This window comes from Rhizobium sp. BK650 (genome assembly GCF_014195325.1).
GTDB lineage: Bacteria > Pseudomonadota > Alphaproteobacteria > Rhizobiales > Rhizobiaceae > Rhizobium.
In genome coordinates, this window is record NZ_JACIBK010000006.1 from 215430 (window position 1) to 232245 (window position 16816).

The 16816-nt window shown below is 60.0% G+C and carries 12 protein-coding genes; 7 read left to right on the forward strand and 5 right to left on the reverse strand.

Going from position 1 to position 16816, the window contains the following annotated elements:
- The first annotated feature begins 2 nt into the window (after positions 1-2).
- The 4 genes from glgA to FHX15_RS16765 all read left to right on the forward strand — a co-directional run bounded on the left by glgA (position 3) and on the right by FHX15_RS16765 (position 5644).
- Positions 3-1445, forward strand: a complete 1443-nt coding sequence (gene glgA / locus FHX15_RS16750; protein ID WP_184398970.1) for a glycogen synthase GlgA — start codon at positions 3-5, stop codon at positions 1443-1445.
- 6 nt (positions 1446-1451) lie between these two features.
- Positions 1452-3083: an alpha-D-glucose phosphate-specific phosphoglucomutase gene (locus tag FHX15_RS16755; protein WP_184398972.1), complete on the forward strand. Its 1632-nt coding sequence runs from the start codon at positions 1452-1454 to the stop codon at positions 3081-3083.
- A gap of 12 nt (positions 3084-3095) precedes the next feature.
- On the forward strand, positions 3096-5066 hold the full coding sequence (gene glgX, locus FHX15_RS16760) for a glycogen debranching protein GlgX (RefSeq protein ID WP_184398974.1): 1971 nt from the start codon (positions 3096-3098) through the stop codon (positions 5064-5066).
- A gap of 89 nt (positions 5067-5155) precedes the next feature.
- A complete protein-coding gene (locus tag FHX15_RS16765; RefSeq protein ID WP_184398976.1) occupies positions 5156-5644 on the forward strand; it encodes a MaoC family dehydratase in 489 nt (162 codons plus the stop codon).
- A gap of 24 nt (positions 5645-5668) precedes the next feature.
- Here FHX15_RS16765 and FHX15_RS16770 read toward each other — a convergent pair whose 3' ends face one another.
- The 4 genes from FHX15_RS16770 to FHX15_RS16785 are packed head-to-tail and all read right to left on the reverse strand — an operon-like array spanning position 5669 to position 10807.
- Positions 5669-6217, reverse strand: coding sequence for a sarcosine oxidase subunit gamma (locus FHX15_RS16770; RefSeq protein ID WP_184398977.1), 549 nt, complete (start codon positions 6215-6217; stop codon positions 5669-5671).
- Positions 6210-9203, reverse strand: a complete 2994-nt coding sequence (locus FHX15_RS16775; RefSeq protein WP_184398979.1) for a sarcosine oxidase subunit alpha — start codon at positions 9201-9203, stop codon at positions 6210-6212. The genes FHX15_RS16770 and FHX15_RS16775 overlap by 8 nt, the downstream gene beginning before the upstream one ends.
- Positions 9200-9541 (reverse strand): sarcosine oxidase subunit delta, encoded by a 342-nt coding sequence (locus FHX15_RS16780; RefSeq protein ID WP_184398981.1) that lies wholly within the window; start codon positions 9539-9541, stop codon positions 9200-9202. The genes FHX15_RS16775 and FHX15_RS16780 overlap by 4 nt, the downstream gene beginning before the upstream one ends.
- A gap of 12 nt (positions 9542-9553) precedes the next feature.
- Positions 9554-10807 carry a sarcosine oxidase subunit beta family protein gene (locus FHX15_RS16785; RefSeq protein ID WP_184398983.1) on the reverse strand — a complete coding sequence of 418 codons (1254 nt, stop codon included), beginning with the start codon at positions 10805-10807 and terminating at the stop codon, positions 9554-9556.
- Between the two features lie 242 nt (positions 10808-11049).
- On the opposite strand from FHX15_RS16785, the gene FHX15_RS16790 reads away from it, so the two are divergent.
- Positions 11050-12201 carry a FecR domain-containing protein gene (locus tag FHX15_RS16790; RefSeq protein ID WP_184398985.1) on the forward strand — a complete coding sequence of 384 codons (1152 nt, stop codon included), beginning with the start codon at positions 11050-11052 and terminating at the stop codon, positions 12199-12201.
- Between the two features lie 4 nt (positions 12202-12205).
- Here the strand turns inward: FHX15_RS16790 and FHX15_RS16795 are convergent, their stop codons facing one another.
- On the reverse strand, positions 12206-14377 hold the full coding sequence (locus FHX15_RS16795) for a CHASE2 domain-containing protein (RefSeq protein WP_184398987.1): 2172 nt from the start codon (positions 14375-14377) through the stop codon (positions 12206-12208).
- Between the two features lie 310 nt (positions 14378-14687).
- Between FHX15_RS16795 and FHX15_RS16800 the strand changes: the two genes are divergently transcribed.
- Together FHX15_RS16800 and rpsU are read left to right on the forward strand one after the other, a co-directional pair.
- Positions 14688-16316 carry an adenylate/guanylate cyclase domain-containing protein gene (locus FHX15_RS16800; protein WP_184398989.1) on the forward strand — a complete coding sequence of 543 codons (1629 nt, stop codon included), beginning with the start codon at positions 14688-14690 and terminating at the stop codon, positions 16314-16316.
- Between the two features lie 178 nt (positions 16317-16494).
- Positions 16495-16707: a 30S ribosomal protein S21 gene (gene rpsU, locus FHX15_RS16805; protein ID WP_003585885.1), complete on the forward strand. Its 213-nt coding sequence runs from the start codon at positions 16495-16497 to the stop codon at positions 16705-16707.
- Positions 16708-16816 lie beyond the last annotated feature (109 nt).

A 16816-nucleotide genomic window follows, 5' to 3' on the forward strand; every position in this document is an offset into this window, starting at 1 on the left:
ATATGAAAGTTCTTTCGGTTTCGTCCGAAGTCTTCCCTTTGATCAAGACAGGGGGCCTTGCCGATGTGGCAGGCGCCCTGCCGATAGCCCTAAAATCCTTCGGCGTCGAAACCAAAACCCTCATGCCCGGCTACCCGGCTGTCATGAAGCTCCTGCAGAATCCGGTGGTCCGGCTGGAATTCCCGGATCTGCTCGGCCAGCCGGCAAGGTTGCTCGAAGTGGAGCACCAGGGTCTCGATATCCTCGTGCTCGATGCGCCTGCTTATTACGACCGTCCCGGCGGTCCCTATCTCGATACGACAGGCAAAGACTATCCTGACAACTGGCGCCGCTTCGCCGCCCTTTCGCTGGCAGGCTCCGAGATCGCCGCCGGCCTGCTGCGTGGCTGGCGGCCGGATCTGGTACATGCCCATGACTGGCAATCCGCAATGGTACCGGTCTACATGCGTTATTACCCGACACCCGAACTGCCAAGCATTCTGACCGTCCACAACATCGCTTTCCAGGGTCAGTTCGGTGCCGATATTTTCCCCGGCCTGCGCCTGCCGCCTCATGCTTTCGCCACCGAAAGCATCGAATATTACGGCACTGTCGGCTTCCTCAAGGGAGGTATGCAGACTGCCACGGCCATCACAACCGTAAGCCCCTCATACGCCGAGGAAATTCTCACCCCGCAATTCGGCATGGGCCTAGAAGGCGTTATCGCCAGCCGCCGAAACGTGCTGCACGGCATCGTCAACGGCATCGACGCCGATATCTGGAACCCGGCGACCGACCCCGTCGTCCACACGCATTACGGCCCGACCACACTGAAGAACCGCATCGAGAACCGCAGGTCTATAGAAGAATTCTTCCATCTCGACCACGATGATGCGCCGATCTTCTGCGTCATCAGCCGCCTGACCTGGCAAAAGGGCATGGATCTTGTCGCCAGCGCTGCCGACGAGATCGCAACGATGGGCGGGAAGCTCGTCGTGCTAGGCTCCGGCGAAGCAGCCCTCGAAGGCGCACTGTTGGCGGCCGCCCACCGCAACCCTGGCCGCATCGGCGTTTCTATCGGCTATAACGAGCCGATGTCGCATCTTATGCAGGCTGGCTGTGATGCGATCATCATCCCCTCGCGCTTCGAGCCCTGCGGCCTCACGCAGCTTTACGGCCTGCGCTACGGCTGCGTGCCGATCGTGGCGCGTACCGGCGGTCTTAATGATACCGTGATCGACGCCAATCATGCCGCACTTGCGGCGAAGGTCGCTACAGGCATACAATTCGCGCCGGTAAACGAAGAAAGCATGCTACAGGCACTTCGCCGCGCCATGCACCTCTACGCGGATCAAAAAATCTGGACCCAATTGCAAAAGCAGGGCATGAAGTCGGATGTCTCTTGGGAGAAGAGCGCCGAACGTTATGTTGCCCTGTATTCAAGCCTCGTCTCGAAAGGCATGTGACCTAAAATGATCAAGTCCGTTCCCACCACGCCCTACCAGGACCAGAAACCCGGTACATCGGGCTTGCGAAAAAAGGTTCCGGTCTTCCAGCAGCCGAACTATGCGGAAAATTTCATCCAGTCGATCTTCGATTCGCTGGAAGGCTATCAGGGCAAGTGCCTGGTCATCGGCGGCGACGGACGCTACTACAACCGTGAAGTTATCCAGAAGGCGATCAAGATGGCCGCCGCCAATGGCTTCGGCAAGGTCATGGTCGGCAAGGGCGGTATTCTTTCGACGCCGGCGGCCTCCAACATCATCCGCAAATACAAGGCCTTCGGCGGCATCATTCTCTCAGCCAGCCACAACCCCGGCGGGCCGACCGAAGACTTCGGCATTAAATACAATGTCAATAATGGCGGCCCGGCACCCGAAAAGATCACCGACTCGATCTTCGCCCGCTCCAAGGTGATCGAGAGCTACAAGATCGCCGATTTCGCCGACGTTAATATCGATCGCATCGGCAAGGAAGAACTGCCTGGGGGCATGATCCTGTCGGTCATAGACCCCGTCGAAGACTATGCCGCGCTAATGGAAGAACTCTTCGATTTCGGTGCAATCCGCAATCTCATCAGCCTTGGTTTCCGCATCGCCTTCGACGCCATGAGCGCCGTTACCGGCCCCTATGCCAAGGAAATTTTCGAGAACCGCCTCGGCGCCCCATCCGGCTCGGTGCGCAACTTCATGCCGCTTCCGGATTTCGGCGGCCATCACCCGGACCCCAACCTCGTTCATGCCAAGGAACTTTATGACGAGATGATGGGTGAGGATGCGCCCGACTTTGGCGCCGCATCCGACGGTGACGGCGACCGCAACCTCATCATCGGCCGCGGCATTTTCGTCACCCCCTCCGACAGCCTTGCCATCCTTGCCGCCAACGCCAACCTTGCACCCGGCTATTCCGGCGGCCTCGCCGGCATTGCCCGCTCCATGCCGACGTCAGGTGCGGCAGATCGTGTGGCTGAAAAGCGCGGCATCGGCATCTACGAGACGCCGACCGGCTGGAAATTCTTCGGCAATCTGCTCGACGCCGGCATGGCGACGATCTGTGGTGAAGAAAGCGCCGGTACCGGCTCCAATCATGTCCGCGAGAAGGACGGTCTCTGGGCCGTGCTGCTGTGGCTCAACATCCTGGCCGTACGCGGTGAAAGCGTGCAGGAGATCGTGACCCAGCACTGGCAGACCTATGGCCGCAACTATTATTCCCGCCATGACTACGAAGGCGTCGACAGCGATGCCGCAAACGGCTTGGTGGACAATCTGCGCAGCCAGCTTTCCACGCTTCCCGGCAAGAAATTGGGCGACCTGACTGTCGAGAAGGCCGACGATTTTGCCTATCACGACCCGGTCGACAAGTCGGTCAGCGAGCATCAGGGCATTCGTGTCCTCTTCAAAGGCGGCTCCCGTGTCGTCTTCCGCCTGTCCGGAACAGGCACGTCTGGCGCAACCCTTCGCGTTTATATCGAGCGTTACGAGCCGGATTCGACGCGCCATAATATCGAAACGCAGCATGCGCTCGCCGATTTGATCGCGGCCGCCGAAACCATCGCCAATATTCGTGAGCGCACGGGACGCAACGAGCCGACCGTGATCACCTGATCCGGGGGGCATATGGGGGGCAACAGTTCCGCGCAGGGCGGCGCCATCGTCTTCGAAACGGGCGTTGAATTTGCTATTTGGTCGCATCATGCAGCGCAGATTGATCTCTGCCTCTTCGACGATGACGGCAAGGAATACGCAAAGCTCCCCATGGCCCGCGACAGCGGCCACGTCTTTCGTCTCTTCGTCGACGGATTGAAGGAAGGTGCCCGATATGGCTATCGCGCCGACGGCATTTACGCTCCGGACAACGGCCTCTGGTTCGATCCTTCGAAACTTCTGATCGACCCCTATGCTAAGGCGGTCGACAGGCCGTTCCGTTACGATCCGCGCCTCGGCATCTTCGGTGAAGATACGCAGCACCTGATGCCGAAGGCGGTCGTTACCAAAGACTCGCCCGTCAATATCCGAAAGCCGCTCTTCCAACCGGGCGGCTTTATTTATGAAGTGGCAGTCAAACCCTTCACCATTCTGCATCCAGATGTGCCGAAAGCTCAGCGCGGCACCGTCGCCGCTCTGGCCCATCCCTCCGTCATCGCTCACTTGAAGCGCATAGGCGTCGATGCCGTCGAATTGATGCCGATCATCGCCTGGATCGATGAGCGTCATCTGCCACCGCTCGGTCTGACGAATGGCTGGGGTTACAATCCCGTAGCCTTCATGGCGCTTGATCCGCGGATCGTGCCAGGCGGCATTGCCGAACTGCAGGATACCGTAGCGAAACTGCATGACGAGGGCATCGCGGTCATCCTTGATCTCGTCTTCAATCATACCGGCGAGAGCGACCGCTACGGCGCGACCCTGTCGCTGCGCGGCATCGATAATCTCAGCTACTACCGCCACCTGCCGGATCGGCCGTCCATGCTCGTCAACGATACCGGCACCGGCAATACGGTCGCTTGCGACCATCCCTATGTTCAACGGCTGATCATCGACAGCCTGCGCCACTTCGTCCGCAATGCCGGCGTGGACGGCTTCCGTTTTGACCTGGCGCCCGTTCTTGGCCGCACCGCAAATGGCTTTGACCGAAACGGCACGCTGGCGGCGATCCTCGCTGACGACCTCCTCTCCGATCGCATCATGATCGCCGAACCCTGGGATATCGGCCCCGGCGGCTACCAACTCGGTAATTTCCCGGCTCCTTTCCTGGAATGGAATGACCACGCCCGCGATGACGTCAGGTGCTACTGGCGCGGTGACGGCTGGAAAACAGGTTCGCTTGCGACCGTGCTCGCCGGCTCGTCTGACATCTTTTCAGCTAACGACGGGAAAGGAACCCGCAGCATCAACTTCCTTGCCGCCCATGACGGCTTCACGCTCATGGATCTTGTCTCCTATAGCGGCAAGCACAATGAGGCGAACGGCGAAGACAATCGCGACGGCCATAACGAGAACCATTCCTGGAACAACGGCGTCGAAGGCGAAACCGCCTATCCTGTCATTCGGGAGCGCCGCAAGGCCGATGTCAGGGCGCTCATCTCCACCCTCTTCGCGACCCGCGGCAGCATCATGCTGACGGCCGGCGATGAAGGTGGACGCACTCAGCACGGCAACAACAACGCCTATTGCCAGGATAATGAAATCACCTGGGTCGACTGGAAGCTGCTCAACGAAGACCTGATCGCCCATACCGCCTTCGTCGCAGCACTCCGCCGCCGCTTCTCGGTCTTCTCCGACCTTGCCTTCTTCTCCGGCAACGGCGATGTGGAATGGATTTCGCTCTCCGGTGAGCCAATGACCATAGGCGAATGGGAAACGCCCTCGCTCTCAACCCTCGGCATGGTGCTTGCGACCCGCGATCGCTCCTCCCGCAGACAGACGCGGCTCGCCGTCCTGTTCAACCGTTCCGAACAGCATCAACTCTTCATACTTCCGACAGTCGGCGAGGCAAACTGGCGTCAGCTTTCGCCTGATGGTGGACGGAAAATTGGCGGCCGCGCCTCAGTTGAGCCGCGTTCGGTCGCCTTTTTCGTGGAAAATTAATCGACGCTACCAGCGCAAGCGAATCGTTGTCGCAATCGTCATGAATGCGCGATAAGGCTTTGAGGCTGCGGTTGTTTTACGAGGAATGCATGGTCATGGAAATTTCGCTCTCGGAGGTCCGGGGGCTCGTCGGCACGGAAACAGGCTTGTCTGACTGGATTCTAGTCGATCAAAAAATGATCGACGCTTTTGCCGGGGCAACCGGCGACCATCAGTTCATCCATGTCGATCCCGTTCGTGCAGCAACCGAAAGCCCTTTCGGCGGCACCATCGCTCACGGTTTCCTAACGCTCTCGTTGCTTTCGACGATGAACTACAACTGCCTGCCCAAGGTGCGCGAGCAGACGATGGGCATCAACTACGGCTTCGACAAGGTCCGCTTCATGTCCCCGGTCAAAAGCGGCACGCGCATCCGCGGCCACTTCGTGCTCTCGGATGCCCGTTTTCGCGGCGCCGGCATGCTGATGACGACCTATGACGTCTCGATCGAGATCGAAAACGAGAAGAAGCCGGCGCTGACCGCTCGCTGGATCACCATCATCCAATTCGACCCGAAAGATCGGCCGGAAGACGCATAATATTCTTCAGGTTCTTTGCGAGACTTAATGGCTCGCATCCTCGGCGCCTTCGGCCAACAATCCGAAGACATAATCGGAAAACGACCGCCAGCATTCCACCCGGAACGTCTCGTCCTCAGTACGGAAGAGTACGATCTCGGCCTTGCCGAAGATCGTCCGCGAGCAGGCGCCCACCGGGAAAACTTCAAGTGAGAGATCTTGCGGGCAACCGGCGGAAAGGGCGACCGCTGCGCCAGGTCCCGAGACGATGATACCGACATTGCGATGGGACACATCGACTGCCGAATGAAGAATGCCGGCGCCGGTAAGCAGTGCCGAAAGATCCGAGCCGGCCTCGTCGATAACGAGCCATTCGTCCGGCCCGAGCCACAGCGCTGAACGCCCCGCGGTACGGCCGGAGGTCTTCGGTGCGGTCGGCAAGGCCACTCCCAATGCGGACGTGAGTGCCGACACCGATTCGGCCGGCGCGCGCAGCGAAAGACGGTTTGCGACCGGCGCTACCGTGACGCGGACGGTCGCCGAGCCGGCAAGGAGACCGGAGAGTGCCGGTTTGCGAATTGCGACCTCAGCCATGGATACGGCCTCCTTCCTTGTCAAAGAATACCAGATCCGTCACTTCGACCGGTATAGTACGATCCGGCATAGGCACATAGAGCGTCTCGCCGAGAAGGTTGCGCCCACCTTCAACGAGGGCAAAGGCGATCGAGCGGCCACAATTTTCCGACCAGTAGGCAGAGGTGACGTGACCGAGCATGGTCATTGGCTTCGGCTGGTTCGGATTGGCGACGATCTGTGCACCCTCTTCGAGCACAAGCTTCGGATCGTTGGTCGTAAGACCGACGAGCTGCTTGCGGCCCTCTTTGACGAGATCGAGCCGCTTCAGCCCCCGAATGCCCACGAAATCCGCCTTTTTCTTTGAGACAGCCCAGGAGAGCCCGGCATCATCCGGCGTCACCGTACCGTCGGTATCCTGGCCGACGATGATGTAACCCTTTTCGGCGCGCAGCACATGCATGGTCTCCGTGCCGTAGACGCAGGCGCCAAGCGGTTCGGCATTGGCCCATACGGCCTCCAGCACCGATTGGCCGTAATCAGCGGGGACATTGATTTCGAAGCCCGTCTCGCCGGTGAAGGAGACACGGAATAGGCGCGCCGGAACACCGGCCACCTTGCACTCGGCAACACTCATATGCGGGAAGGCTTCGTTGGAAATGTCGAGACCTTCGACCAGCGGCGCGACGATCTCGCGCGCCTTCGGTCCCTGCACGGCGATAACAGCCCACTGCTCCGTGACGGAGGTCAGCCATACCTTCAGATGCGGGAATTCCGTCTGCAGGTAGTCTTCCATATGGTTCAAAACGCGCGGCGCCCCGCCAGTTGTTGTCGTCACATGGAAACGTTCCTCCGAGAGACGACCGACGACGCCGTCGTCATAGACGAAGCCGTCTTCGCGTAGCATGATACCATAGCGGCACTTGCCCGGTTTCAGCGTATCCCAGGCGTTGGTGTACATGAGGTTCATGAATTCGGCAGCATCCGGCCCGACGACCTCGATCTTGCCGAGCGTCGAGGCATCGAAGATGCCGGCGACCTCGCGCGCGGTGCGGCATTCGCGGGCAACGGCCTGATGCATCGTCTCGCCGGAACGCGGGTAGAACCAGGCGCGCTTCCAGTTGCCGACATCCTCGAAGACTGCGCCCTTGGCTTCTTCCCAGGCATGCAACGGCGTCTTGCGCGTCGGGTCGAACAGCGGTCCCCGCGAGTGCGAGATCAGTGCGCCATAAGTCACCGGCGTATAGGGCGCGCGGAACGTAGTAAGACCGACCTGAGGAATATCCTTGCCAAGCGTCTCGGCAGCGATCGCCAGACCATGCATGTTGGAAAGCTTGCCTTGGTCGGAGGCCATGCCGTTCGTGGTGAAGCGCTTGATATGTTCGATCGAATGCATGCCCTCGCGAACGGCGAGGCGGATATCTTTGGCGCAGACATCGTGCTGGAAATCGATGAAGGCTTTGGCATTCGTGTTTGGCCCGGCGCCTTCGGCCGCGCCGATCATGCCGCCCGTCCAGTCGAAAGCCTGCTCGACGGAAATTCCGATCTTGCTGCCCGCCTGTTTGCCGACGGCCTGTGCCATCAGTTCACCGGCGGCAAGCGACTCTTCGACGGTCCGTTGCAGTCCATCCGTTCCGTTGCATGCACCGACGGAGAGGCAATCCTGCGCATAGGTGCCGGGCAGGAAACGCTGCGTCTCGGCGTCGAAGGCGACCTTGCCCCGCGACTGCGAGAAAAGATGCACGGAAGGCGTCCAGCCTGCACAGACGAGCAGCGCATCGACGCCGATCTTGCGCGGCGACCCGCCGCCATTGCGTGCAACCGTCATCGAGGAAATGCGAAGAGCACCCGACGTATTGACGACCGACTGGCCGGTCAGCACGTCGATGCCGAGCGCACGGGCTTCGGCAAGCACGGCCGCGCCCGGCGCCTGACGGCAATCGACGATCGCTGCGACCGATACACCCGCTCGCTTGAGGTCGAAAGCGGCCTCGTAAGCGGAATCATGGGCCGTATAGATGCCGACCTTCTGGCCAATCGCAACGCCATAATGATTGAGATACATGCGGCCAGCCGAAGCGAGCATGATGCCCGGTCGGTCGTTGTTCGGGAACACCATATGCCGCTCGATCGCGCCGGTCGCAAGCACGACGCGCTTGGCACGTACCTGCCACAGCCGTTCGCGCGGCAGATCACGGCCCGGACGAGCGATATGATCCGTGACCCGTTCGGCAAGGCCAACGAAATTGTGGTTGTAATAACCGAAGGCCGTCGTCCGGGTCAGGACCTGCACGTTGTCCATCGCTTTCAGCTGCGCAAGAATCTTCTGCACCCAGGCGTAGCCATCGAGCCCATCCACTTTCACACCGGTATCGAAGCGCAGCGCGCCACCGGCCTCCGCCTGCTCATCGCAGAGAATGACTTTTGCACCGGCCTCGGCAGCGGCCAATGCTGCCGAAAGACCGGCAATGCCCGCACCGACGACAAGAATATCGCAATGGGCATAACGGCTCGCATAATGATCCGGATCGTCTTCAGTCGGAGCGACCCCAAGACCTGCAGCACGGCGGATCATCGGTTCATAGACATGCTTCCAGGCAGCCCGCGGCCACATGAAGGTCTTGTAATAGAAACCTGCCGCGAAGAAGGACGAGAAAAGATTGTTGACCGCGCCCACATCGAATGAAAGCGACGGCCAGCGGTTCTGAGAGGCCACGATCATGCCGTCGAAGACTTCCTGCACGGTCGCCCGCACGTTCGGCTGCTTGCGAGCACTGTCACGCGCGACGTCGATCAGCGCATTCGGCTCTTCGGCACCAGCCGAAAGAATGCCGCGCGGGCGATGATACTTGAAGGAACGGCCGACAAGGTGCACGCCGTGGGCAATCAGCGCCGAGGCGACGGTATCGCCTTCGAGCGCCGTATAGCTCTTGCCGTCGAAGGTGAAACGCGCGGTCCTGGCGGGCGTGAGCCGGCCCTTGCCGGCGATACGGTTCGCGCCGCTCATTGCGCCTCTCCTTCCACAGCTTCGTAGGTTTCCACCGGCGCATGCGGCTCGGCCGCAGCCCCGATATCAGGCTTTGGCTCGCCGGCCTTGTAGGTCATGATGAACTTGTCGCTCACGGTATCGCGGGCCGCGTTGAAGAAGCGCCCGCAGCCATGCATGTGCCGCCAGCGCTCGAAGATCAGGCCTTTCGGATTGTCGCGCAGGAAGAAATATTCTTCGAATGCCTCGTCCGAGATCGAGGCGATATCGGAAGGCCGGGCAATGTGGGCGTCGCCGGCGCCGCGGAATTCGAGCTCCGAGCGCTCTTCCTGACAGTAAGGGCAGTAGATCAGCAGCATGTTGTCCTCGCGTCAGTGCGCAACGGCGGCAGCCGCCGCCTCGTCGATCAGCCGGCCGGTGCGGAACCGCTCCAGCGTCAGCCCGGCATTGAACTTGTGCGGCTCGTCGCGGGCGATCAGGTGGGCGAAAAGATTCGCCGAACCGGGCGTTGCCTTAAAACCGCCGGTGCCCCAGCCGCAATTGACGTAAAGTCCCGGAACCGGGGTCTTCGACTGGATAGCCGAACGGTCCGGCGTATTGTCGACGATACCGCCCCATTGGCGCATCATCTTCACGCGACGGAACATCGGGAAGAGTTCGCAGATCGCATCGAGCGTGTGCGTAATGATCTGCAGGCCGCCGGTCTGGGAGTAGGAATTATACTGGTCTGTACCGGCACCGATGACGAGTTCGCCCTTGTCGGACTGCGAAATATAGGCATGCACCGTATTCGACATGACGACGCAGGGGAAAATCGGCTTCAGTGGTTCGGAAACCAGCGCCTGTAGCGGGCTCGATTGCAGCGGCACACGCACATCCGCCATTTTCATGACTGTCGTCGTGTGGCCGGCAGCCGACACACCGATCTTCTTCGCGCCGATGAAGCCTCTGTTGGTCTCGACCCCCGTCACGCGTCCGTCGGCCCCACGGCGGATACCGGTGACTTCGCAATTCTGGATGATGTGGACGCCCCGGTCGGACGCCGCGCGCGCATAGCCCCAGGCAACCGCATCGTGACGCGCCGTGCCGCCCCGGCGCTGCAGGGCAGCGCCATTGATCGGGTAGCGCGCGGTCGCCGAAATATCGAGCGGCGGGCAATAGGCTTTGGCCTGTTCGGGCGTCAGCCATTCATTGTCGATGCCGTAGAGCCGGTTAGCATGGATATGCCGCTTGAAGCTCTGCATGTCGTGCACATTGTGCGACAGCATCATGACGCCACGCGGCGAATACATGACGTTGTAATTGAGCTCCTGCGACAGCCCTTCCCAGAGCTTCATCGAGTGCTCGTAAATGTGCATGCTCTCTTCGTAGAGATAGTTGGAGCGGATGATGGTGGTGTTGCGGCCGGTATTGCCCCCACCAAGCCAGCCTTTTTCCAGGACCGCCACATTGGTGATGCCATGCTCTTTGGCGAGATAGTAGGCTGCGCCCAGCCCGTGCCCTCCGCCGCCGATGATGATCACGTCATATTCTGGTCGCGGCTCCGGCGAAGCCCATTGCTTTTCCCAGCCCCTGTGCCCGCGCAGAGCTTCCCGCGCTACGGCAAAAACCGAATATTTCCGCATCCGCCATCATCTCCTTCAGGCAAGGGCACGCTTGTTGTGGCCATACAAATCGCAAATCGAATTGCGGCACAACGGTTCTTTTGCGACGTGAAAGAGCATTTGTTTTGACACGGCAGGAGGCATGCGACCTCCATCGGCCTCTATTGCCCTTCGCAGCTGCGGTATAATCCTTTTCTCACCCAACAGGGCAGGCAGAATACCCCTACAGGAGATGCTAATATTCCCCGTATGTGGGGTGTTGGATGTCGAGTTGGCGTAGCATATGGATCGCGGGCTGCTGCTTCGCGCTTTCAGGCGTATGGCCTGCACACGCGGCTGAGCCTGTCGGTCAGGCAACTCTCATCAGAACCGAAGTGACGGGACAAACCGGTCCGATCGTCGTCAATGACGAGGTCCACCGGGACGAGCGCATCCGCACATCCCAATCGGGACTCGGCCAATTCATATTCCGTGACGGCACCAAGCTTGCCGTCGGCTGGGGATCGTCCGTTGTCATCGACAAATATGTCTTCGATGATACCGACTCCGTCAAACGCCTCTCGATCAAGGCGGCGAAAGGCACGTTCCGCTGGGTCAGCGGCAATTCCAAATCCTCTGCCTACCAAATCCAGACGCCGGCCGGCACGATCGGCGTGCGCGGCACCGCCTTTGATTTCTATGTCGGCCCCGATGGCACGACCGCCGTTGTGCTGTTGAATGGCGCGGCCAGCTTCTGCGGTCCGGGCGGCTGTCGGCAGTTGCAGCAGCGTTGCGATTGTGTCATCGCGCGGCCGAACGGCAATATGACGGATGCGCAACCTGTCAACAGCAGCGTGCTGCAGAGACTGGGGAACCAGCGCGCGCTCCCCTTCCTCTCCGGCAATCAGAGCCTATCGGGTGACCTTGGCCTGCTCGGCGGCTGCCGAATGGCGTCGGTTCAGCCCGAGCGGAAAGACCCGCCTCGTCAGGAGCTCCGGCCGCGCGCTCCGGATCCCGCGGCTCGTCCGCAACCGCGGAAGCAGGATGAACAGCAGAAGCAGCCGCCGGAAAAGCCGCATCACGACAAGCCCCACCATGACAGGCCCCACTATGACAGGGACGACTGGCACCACGAACACGACGGGCATGGCTGGAAGGACAGGGACCGCCACGATGATGATCATGGAAGGCCGGACCGGCACGAAGGGTTCGATCATGCGGACAGACATCACGACGCTGACAGGCCAAGCCGCACGGAAAGGACAGACAGCAACGGGGATAGGCCAGGCAGGCAGGAAAGTGGCAGTGGTGAAGACCAGACCAATAATAACCAGCAGAGCGACGGTGGAGACCGGGATGGTGACCATGACCGAAATCATGGCTGGGGCGGAAACGGAAGCGGGAACTGGAGCGGCGGCTGGCACCACGATCACTGACTGATTATTCAACAACCTGCTTTTCCGGCAGGCCGATATCCTCGCGGAAATGGTCGTTCCTGCCCGATATCAGCTCGTAAAAATCGATGAGTCCGGGCAAGACCTGCACCCCGGCGAGTTTTGCCGCACCAATCAGCTTGCGGCTGTTCCTCGAACGCAGGCGCAACGCACTCATCACCTCCTCATGAACGAGATGCAGGGCACCGAATGCCGGCGAGGCGGCGACCTTCTCGTCGCCGATTACAGCAAAGATCTGCGTTCGGATACTCTTTCCCTTGAGCGGAACGGCTCCTGCCTCCAGCAGCGCCGCCCCGCTCTGCGCCCGCGCCGTGCTGTCGGAGATCAGGATATCGAAGCCGACGTCTTTGCAGCAGGATTCGATGCGCGCCGCGACATTCACGGCGTCACCGACTGCAGAATAGTTGAAGCGTGTCTTCGCGCCCATGTTGCCGACACATGCAAGGCCGGTATGGATACCGATTCCGATCTTCACCTGGCGGTCGCCGCCGAAGCCGAAGGCATCCCGGGCATTGAGTTCGGCGAGCGTCTCACGCATGGCGAGCGCTGCCCGCAGTGCTTTTGCCGCGTGATCCGTAACATCGACCGGTGCATTCCAGAACGCCATGATAGAGTCACCGATAAACTTATCGAGCGTTCCCTCGTTGCCCACGACATGGCGGCTCAACGCATCGAGCAGCGTATTCAGAAACTGGACGACGGCGATCGGCGTCAGCTTTTCGCTGATCTCAGTGAAATTACGCACGTCGACGAACATCATGGTGAGCTCGCGCTCGTCCCCGCCAAGCTTCAGCGCGTCAGGCGTATGCTCGATCCGGTGTAGCAGCGAAGGCGAGAGGTAGTGACCGAAGGCGCGCCGCACCTCCCGCCGCTCTCGGTCAATGACCAGAATGCGGAAAGATGTCGCGGCAAAATGCGTGATGGTGCCGCTGATAATCGGCGCCAGCGGATCGAAGAGCAGACCGGCGTAAAGAAAGCTGAACCACGAAGCGGCAAGCGCCATCGCGGTGATTGCCAAGCCGCAGACCAGGGCCACGGCCGGACTGACGAAGGTGGTTATGATGACGAGCAGGAAGCCGAGCACAGCAATGGAGAAGATCTCCAGCCCGTCGGCCCAGTCGGGCCGTGACAGGTACCGGCCCGAAAGGATTTGCTCCACGGTCTGTGCCTGCAGCGAAACACCAGGCACGTTTTCTCCGAGTGCCGTGGCGCGGATATCCTGCAACCCGACTGCGGAGGTGCCGACGAAGACGATGCTACCCTGAATCTGAGCAGCAATATCGGGAGCCGCTCCGTCAGCAGCAAGAAGCTTTCGAGCCGAGATATACCGCTCTGTCCGGTTTGGCGTCACATAAAGCCAGATCTCTCCGGCGGCCGTCAGCGGCACGACGAAATCGCCAATCTTTGCCGAGGTGATAATCCCGGTCCGATCAGGCGCGCCGGCCAGCACATAGGTCGAGGCGCCCTGCGCGACCCGCAGCGCTTCAACCGCAAGATTTGGATAAAACTGCTCGCCATCGCTGAGGAACAGCGGCACCGCGCGCACGACAGATGTCGGGCTGCCCGGGTTGAGACTGACATGGCCAAGTCCCGCAGCATTGGCTTCCAGGCCTGGCCGGAGCGGCGTCGAAGCAGCAAGAGCCGGAGGTGCGGCCAGTGGGCTTTCACCGGTAAAGGCAAAACCTGCTTTGACCGGAGGCTTGTAACTGCCCTCGTTGGAAAGCCCGAAGCCGAGAACGACGGGCCTTTCCGCAATCGACTGCGCAAATATCTGGTCATTGTCAGGCAATCGGGCCGCAAGCGACGGATCGACGCCCTCTACCTCCTGGACAACATTGCGCGGCGACATGCGGTCGGGTTCGGCGAAGATGACGTCGAAGGCGATGGCTGCCGCCCCCATGTCGGAGAGACGATCAACCAGCGTGGCCAGCCTGTTGCGGGGCCACGGCCATTGACCGAACTCCTGCAGGGAAGCTTCGTCTATATCGACCACCCGGACGGGCATCGCTTCAAAGCTGCGCGGCACAAGACGTTGATACTCATCGAAGGTGACATCGCGGATCTGCCTCAGCACCGGCGGATCGCTTGCCCGAAACACCGTAAGCGCGGCCACGATGGCAAGGCCGATCAGCACCCCGATCTGCTGCAAGCGCGTCATGATTTGCCCGACCTCCCTCTGAGGCAGCTCCGGGAGCCGTCCCACCGCAGGCAGGCTACGCCTGTTCGACGCCAAAGACCATTCGCATGTGCTCACAAGCTGAAAAACAAAGGGGAGAGCAATGTAGAATCCGGCCATCGGATCGGCCAATATTTCATTGAGATGTAACGGCAACACAACCCGGAATTACTTCCAGATTTGGCCCTCACTTTTGGCCCAACCTTTGAGAGTTGGTCTTGCCGCGCGCGCGACGAAATGTTTTCTGTGTCTCGGGGATTCAACAATTCGATTATTGTCGAGGGGACGAGCCATGGCAGATCCGCAAGGAGAGACCACGGCAAGAGCTGCGGAAGATCCGGCTTTCAACGCACGCAGAAGCGGCTATTGGCTGGTGGTCGTCGTACTGGCGATGCTGGCTGGACTGCCGCTTGCTGTTTGGCTCGATATCAGCGATCTTTCTGAAAGCGCTCTGCGCCGGCAGGCGCGGGACATGAGCTCGCTCGTCACAAGCATCCGATCCTATTATTCCACCAATGTTGTCGGCCGGGTCCTGGCCGCCCACCAGGCAGGTGACGTCAGCGGCACTGTCGTCTCGCACAACTATGCCAATATTCCAGGCGCCATTCCGCTGCCGGCGACGCTGTCGCTGGAACTCGGCGACGTCATCAAGGAGCAGCAAGCCAATATTACCTATCGCTTTCTCTCCGATATGCCCTTCAAGAATCGTGCACCCCACGATCTTGATACTTTCGAAAAAGCGTCACTTGCATCCCTGCGCGCCAATTCCGGCCAGACGCTGACTGATCTCACCCGCGTCGGATTTACCGACACGCTGCGGCTCATCACACCTGTCATCATGGGCCAAGCCTGCGTGGCCTGTCACAATACCCACCCCGAAAGTCCGAAGAAGGACTGGAAGGTAGGTGATGTGCGCGGTATCCAGGAAGTCATCATCCGTCAGCCCTATGCGAGCAATATTCTCGCCTTCAAATATCTGCTCTGCTACTTTCTCTTCGTCGCTATCATCGGTATCAGCTTTATCGTGCTGCAGCGCCAGCAGACGCGCGTCATTCATACCGCCAACCGTGACCTTGAAGCCGCAAACGAATTTCTCGCCAGCGTTTCTCTCAAGATTTCGCGCTACCTGTCGCCGCAGATCTACAAGAGCATCTTCAGCGGCCAGAAGGATGTTGTCGTCCACACCGAGCGCAAGCGCCTGACGATTTTCTTCTCCGACATTAAGGATTTCACTGCGACGACCGAGCGCCTGCAGCCGGAAGCGCTGACGGAGATGCTGAACGAATATCTGACCGAAATGTCCACTATCGCACTCAACCACGGCGGCACGGTGGACAAGTTCATCGGCGATGCCATGCTTGTGTTCTTCGGCGATCCCGAGACAAGGGGGCCTGAGGAGGATGCCAAGGCTTGCCTGCGCATGGCGGTGGACATGCAGCAGAAGCTTGGCGAACTGAAGGACAGATGGCGCAGGAATGGCACTGAAGAGCCCTTTGTCGTGCGCATGGGGATCAACAGCGGTTATTGCAATGTCGGCAATTTCGGCAGCAACGACCGCATGGACTATACGATCATCGGCGCCGAAGCGAATCTGGCAGCCCGACTGCAATCGATCGCCCAGGGCGGTGAGATCGTCATCAGCTACGAGACCTATGCGCTGGTGAAGGATATCGTCGACGCTCATCCTCTGCCGCCGATCACCATGAAGGGGATTCAGCGGGAGATCGTGCCCTACGCAGTGGACGGGCTGATGCTCGGTGCCGATCACAAGAACCGCATTCTGAGCGAACACCTGGCCGGCCTGGACCTGCATCTCGACATTGCTCGGCTCGAGCCAGCCGACCGTGCCCGCGTGTTAGCGGCGCTGAAGGAAGCGATCGCCGCATTGGACGAAATGAAGCCGGAAACCGCGCGTTCCTAAAGCTACATGATCTCGAGCGGCAATTTTCCGCCCTTTCGCATATCCCGTCTGGACTTCACTTCTTCGATCTGCTATCTCGCATCACCAATCGCAAGGCCGCGGCCGCGCGAACGTTATTTTTTTGCCCCAGGCGCTGCGCCGCCTTTTGGCATCAACAAACCAAAGGAACGTGATTCTCGTGCAGGTACTTGTCCGCGATAACAATGTCGACCAGGCTCTCCGCGCTCTCAAGAAGAAGATGCAGCGCGAAGGCATTTTCCGCGAAATGAAGATGCGCGACTACTATGAAAAGCCGTCGCAGAAGCGCGCTCGCGAAAAGGCTGAAGCTGTTCGTCGTGTTCGCAAGCTGGCCCGCAAGCGCGCTCAGCGCGAAGGTCTGGTTGCACGCTAAGGCGGTGCCGTCGTTTTTTCGACGTTTTCAAATGCATGTGTGGCGGGGGCGATAGGTTTCGCCGCCGCCTTTTTAATTTGCTGCTGAAGATTGCATATCCGCCTCATCG

Bases quoted from the DNA above. Each gene is read 5' to 3' on its own strand.
- glgA (WP_184398970.1), top strand. From the start codon at position 3: ATGAAAGTTCTTTCGGTTTCGTCCGAAGTCTTCCCTTTGATCAAGACA.
- FHX15_RS16755 (WP_184398972.1), top strand. From the start codon at position 1,452: ATGATCAAGTCCGTTCCCACCACGCCCTACCAGGACCAGAAACCCGGT.
- glgX (WP_184398974.1), top strand. From the start codon at position 3,096: ATGGGGGGCAACAGTTCCGCGCAGGGCGGCGCCATCGTCTTCGAAACG.
- FHX15_RS16765 (WP_184398976.1), top strand. From the start codon at position 5,156: ATGGTCATGGAAATTTCGCTCTCGGAGGTCCGGGGGCTCGTCGGCACG.
- FHX15_RS16770 (WP_184398977.1), bottom strand. From the start codon at position 6,217: ATGGCTGAGGTCGCAATTCGCAAACCGGCACTCTCCGGTCTCCTTGCC.
- FHX15_RS16775 (WP_184398979.1), bottom strand. From the start codon at position 9,203: ATGAGCGGCGCGAACCGTATCGCCGGCAAGGGCCGGCTCACGCCCGCC.
- FHX15_RS16780 (WP_184398981.1), bottom strand. From the start codon at position 9,541: ATGCTGCTGATCTACTGCCCTTACTGTCAGGAAGAGCGCTCGGAGCTC.
- FHX15_RS16785 (WP_184398983.1), bottom strand. From the start codon at position 10,807: ATGCGGAAATATTCGGTTTTTGCCGTAGCGCGGGAAGCTCTGCGCGGG.
- FHX15_RS16790 (WP_184398985.1), top strand. From the start codon at position 11,050: ATGTCGAGTTGGCGTAGCATATGGATCGCGGGCTGCTGCTTCGCGCTT.
- FHX15_RS16795 (WP_184398987.1), bottom strand. From the start codon at position 14,377: ATGACGCGCTTGCAGCAGATCGGGGTGCTGATCGGCCTTGCCATCGTG.
- FHX15_RS16800 (WP_184398989.1), top strand. From the start codon at position 14,688: ATGGCAGATCCGCAAGGAGAGACCACGGCAAGAGCTGCGGAAGATCCG.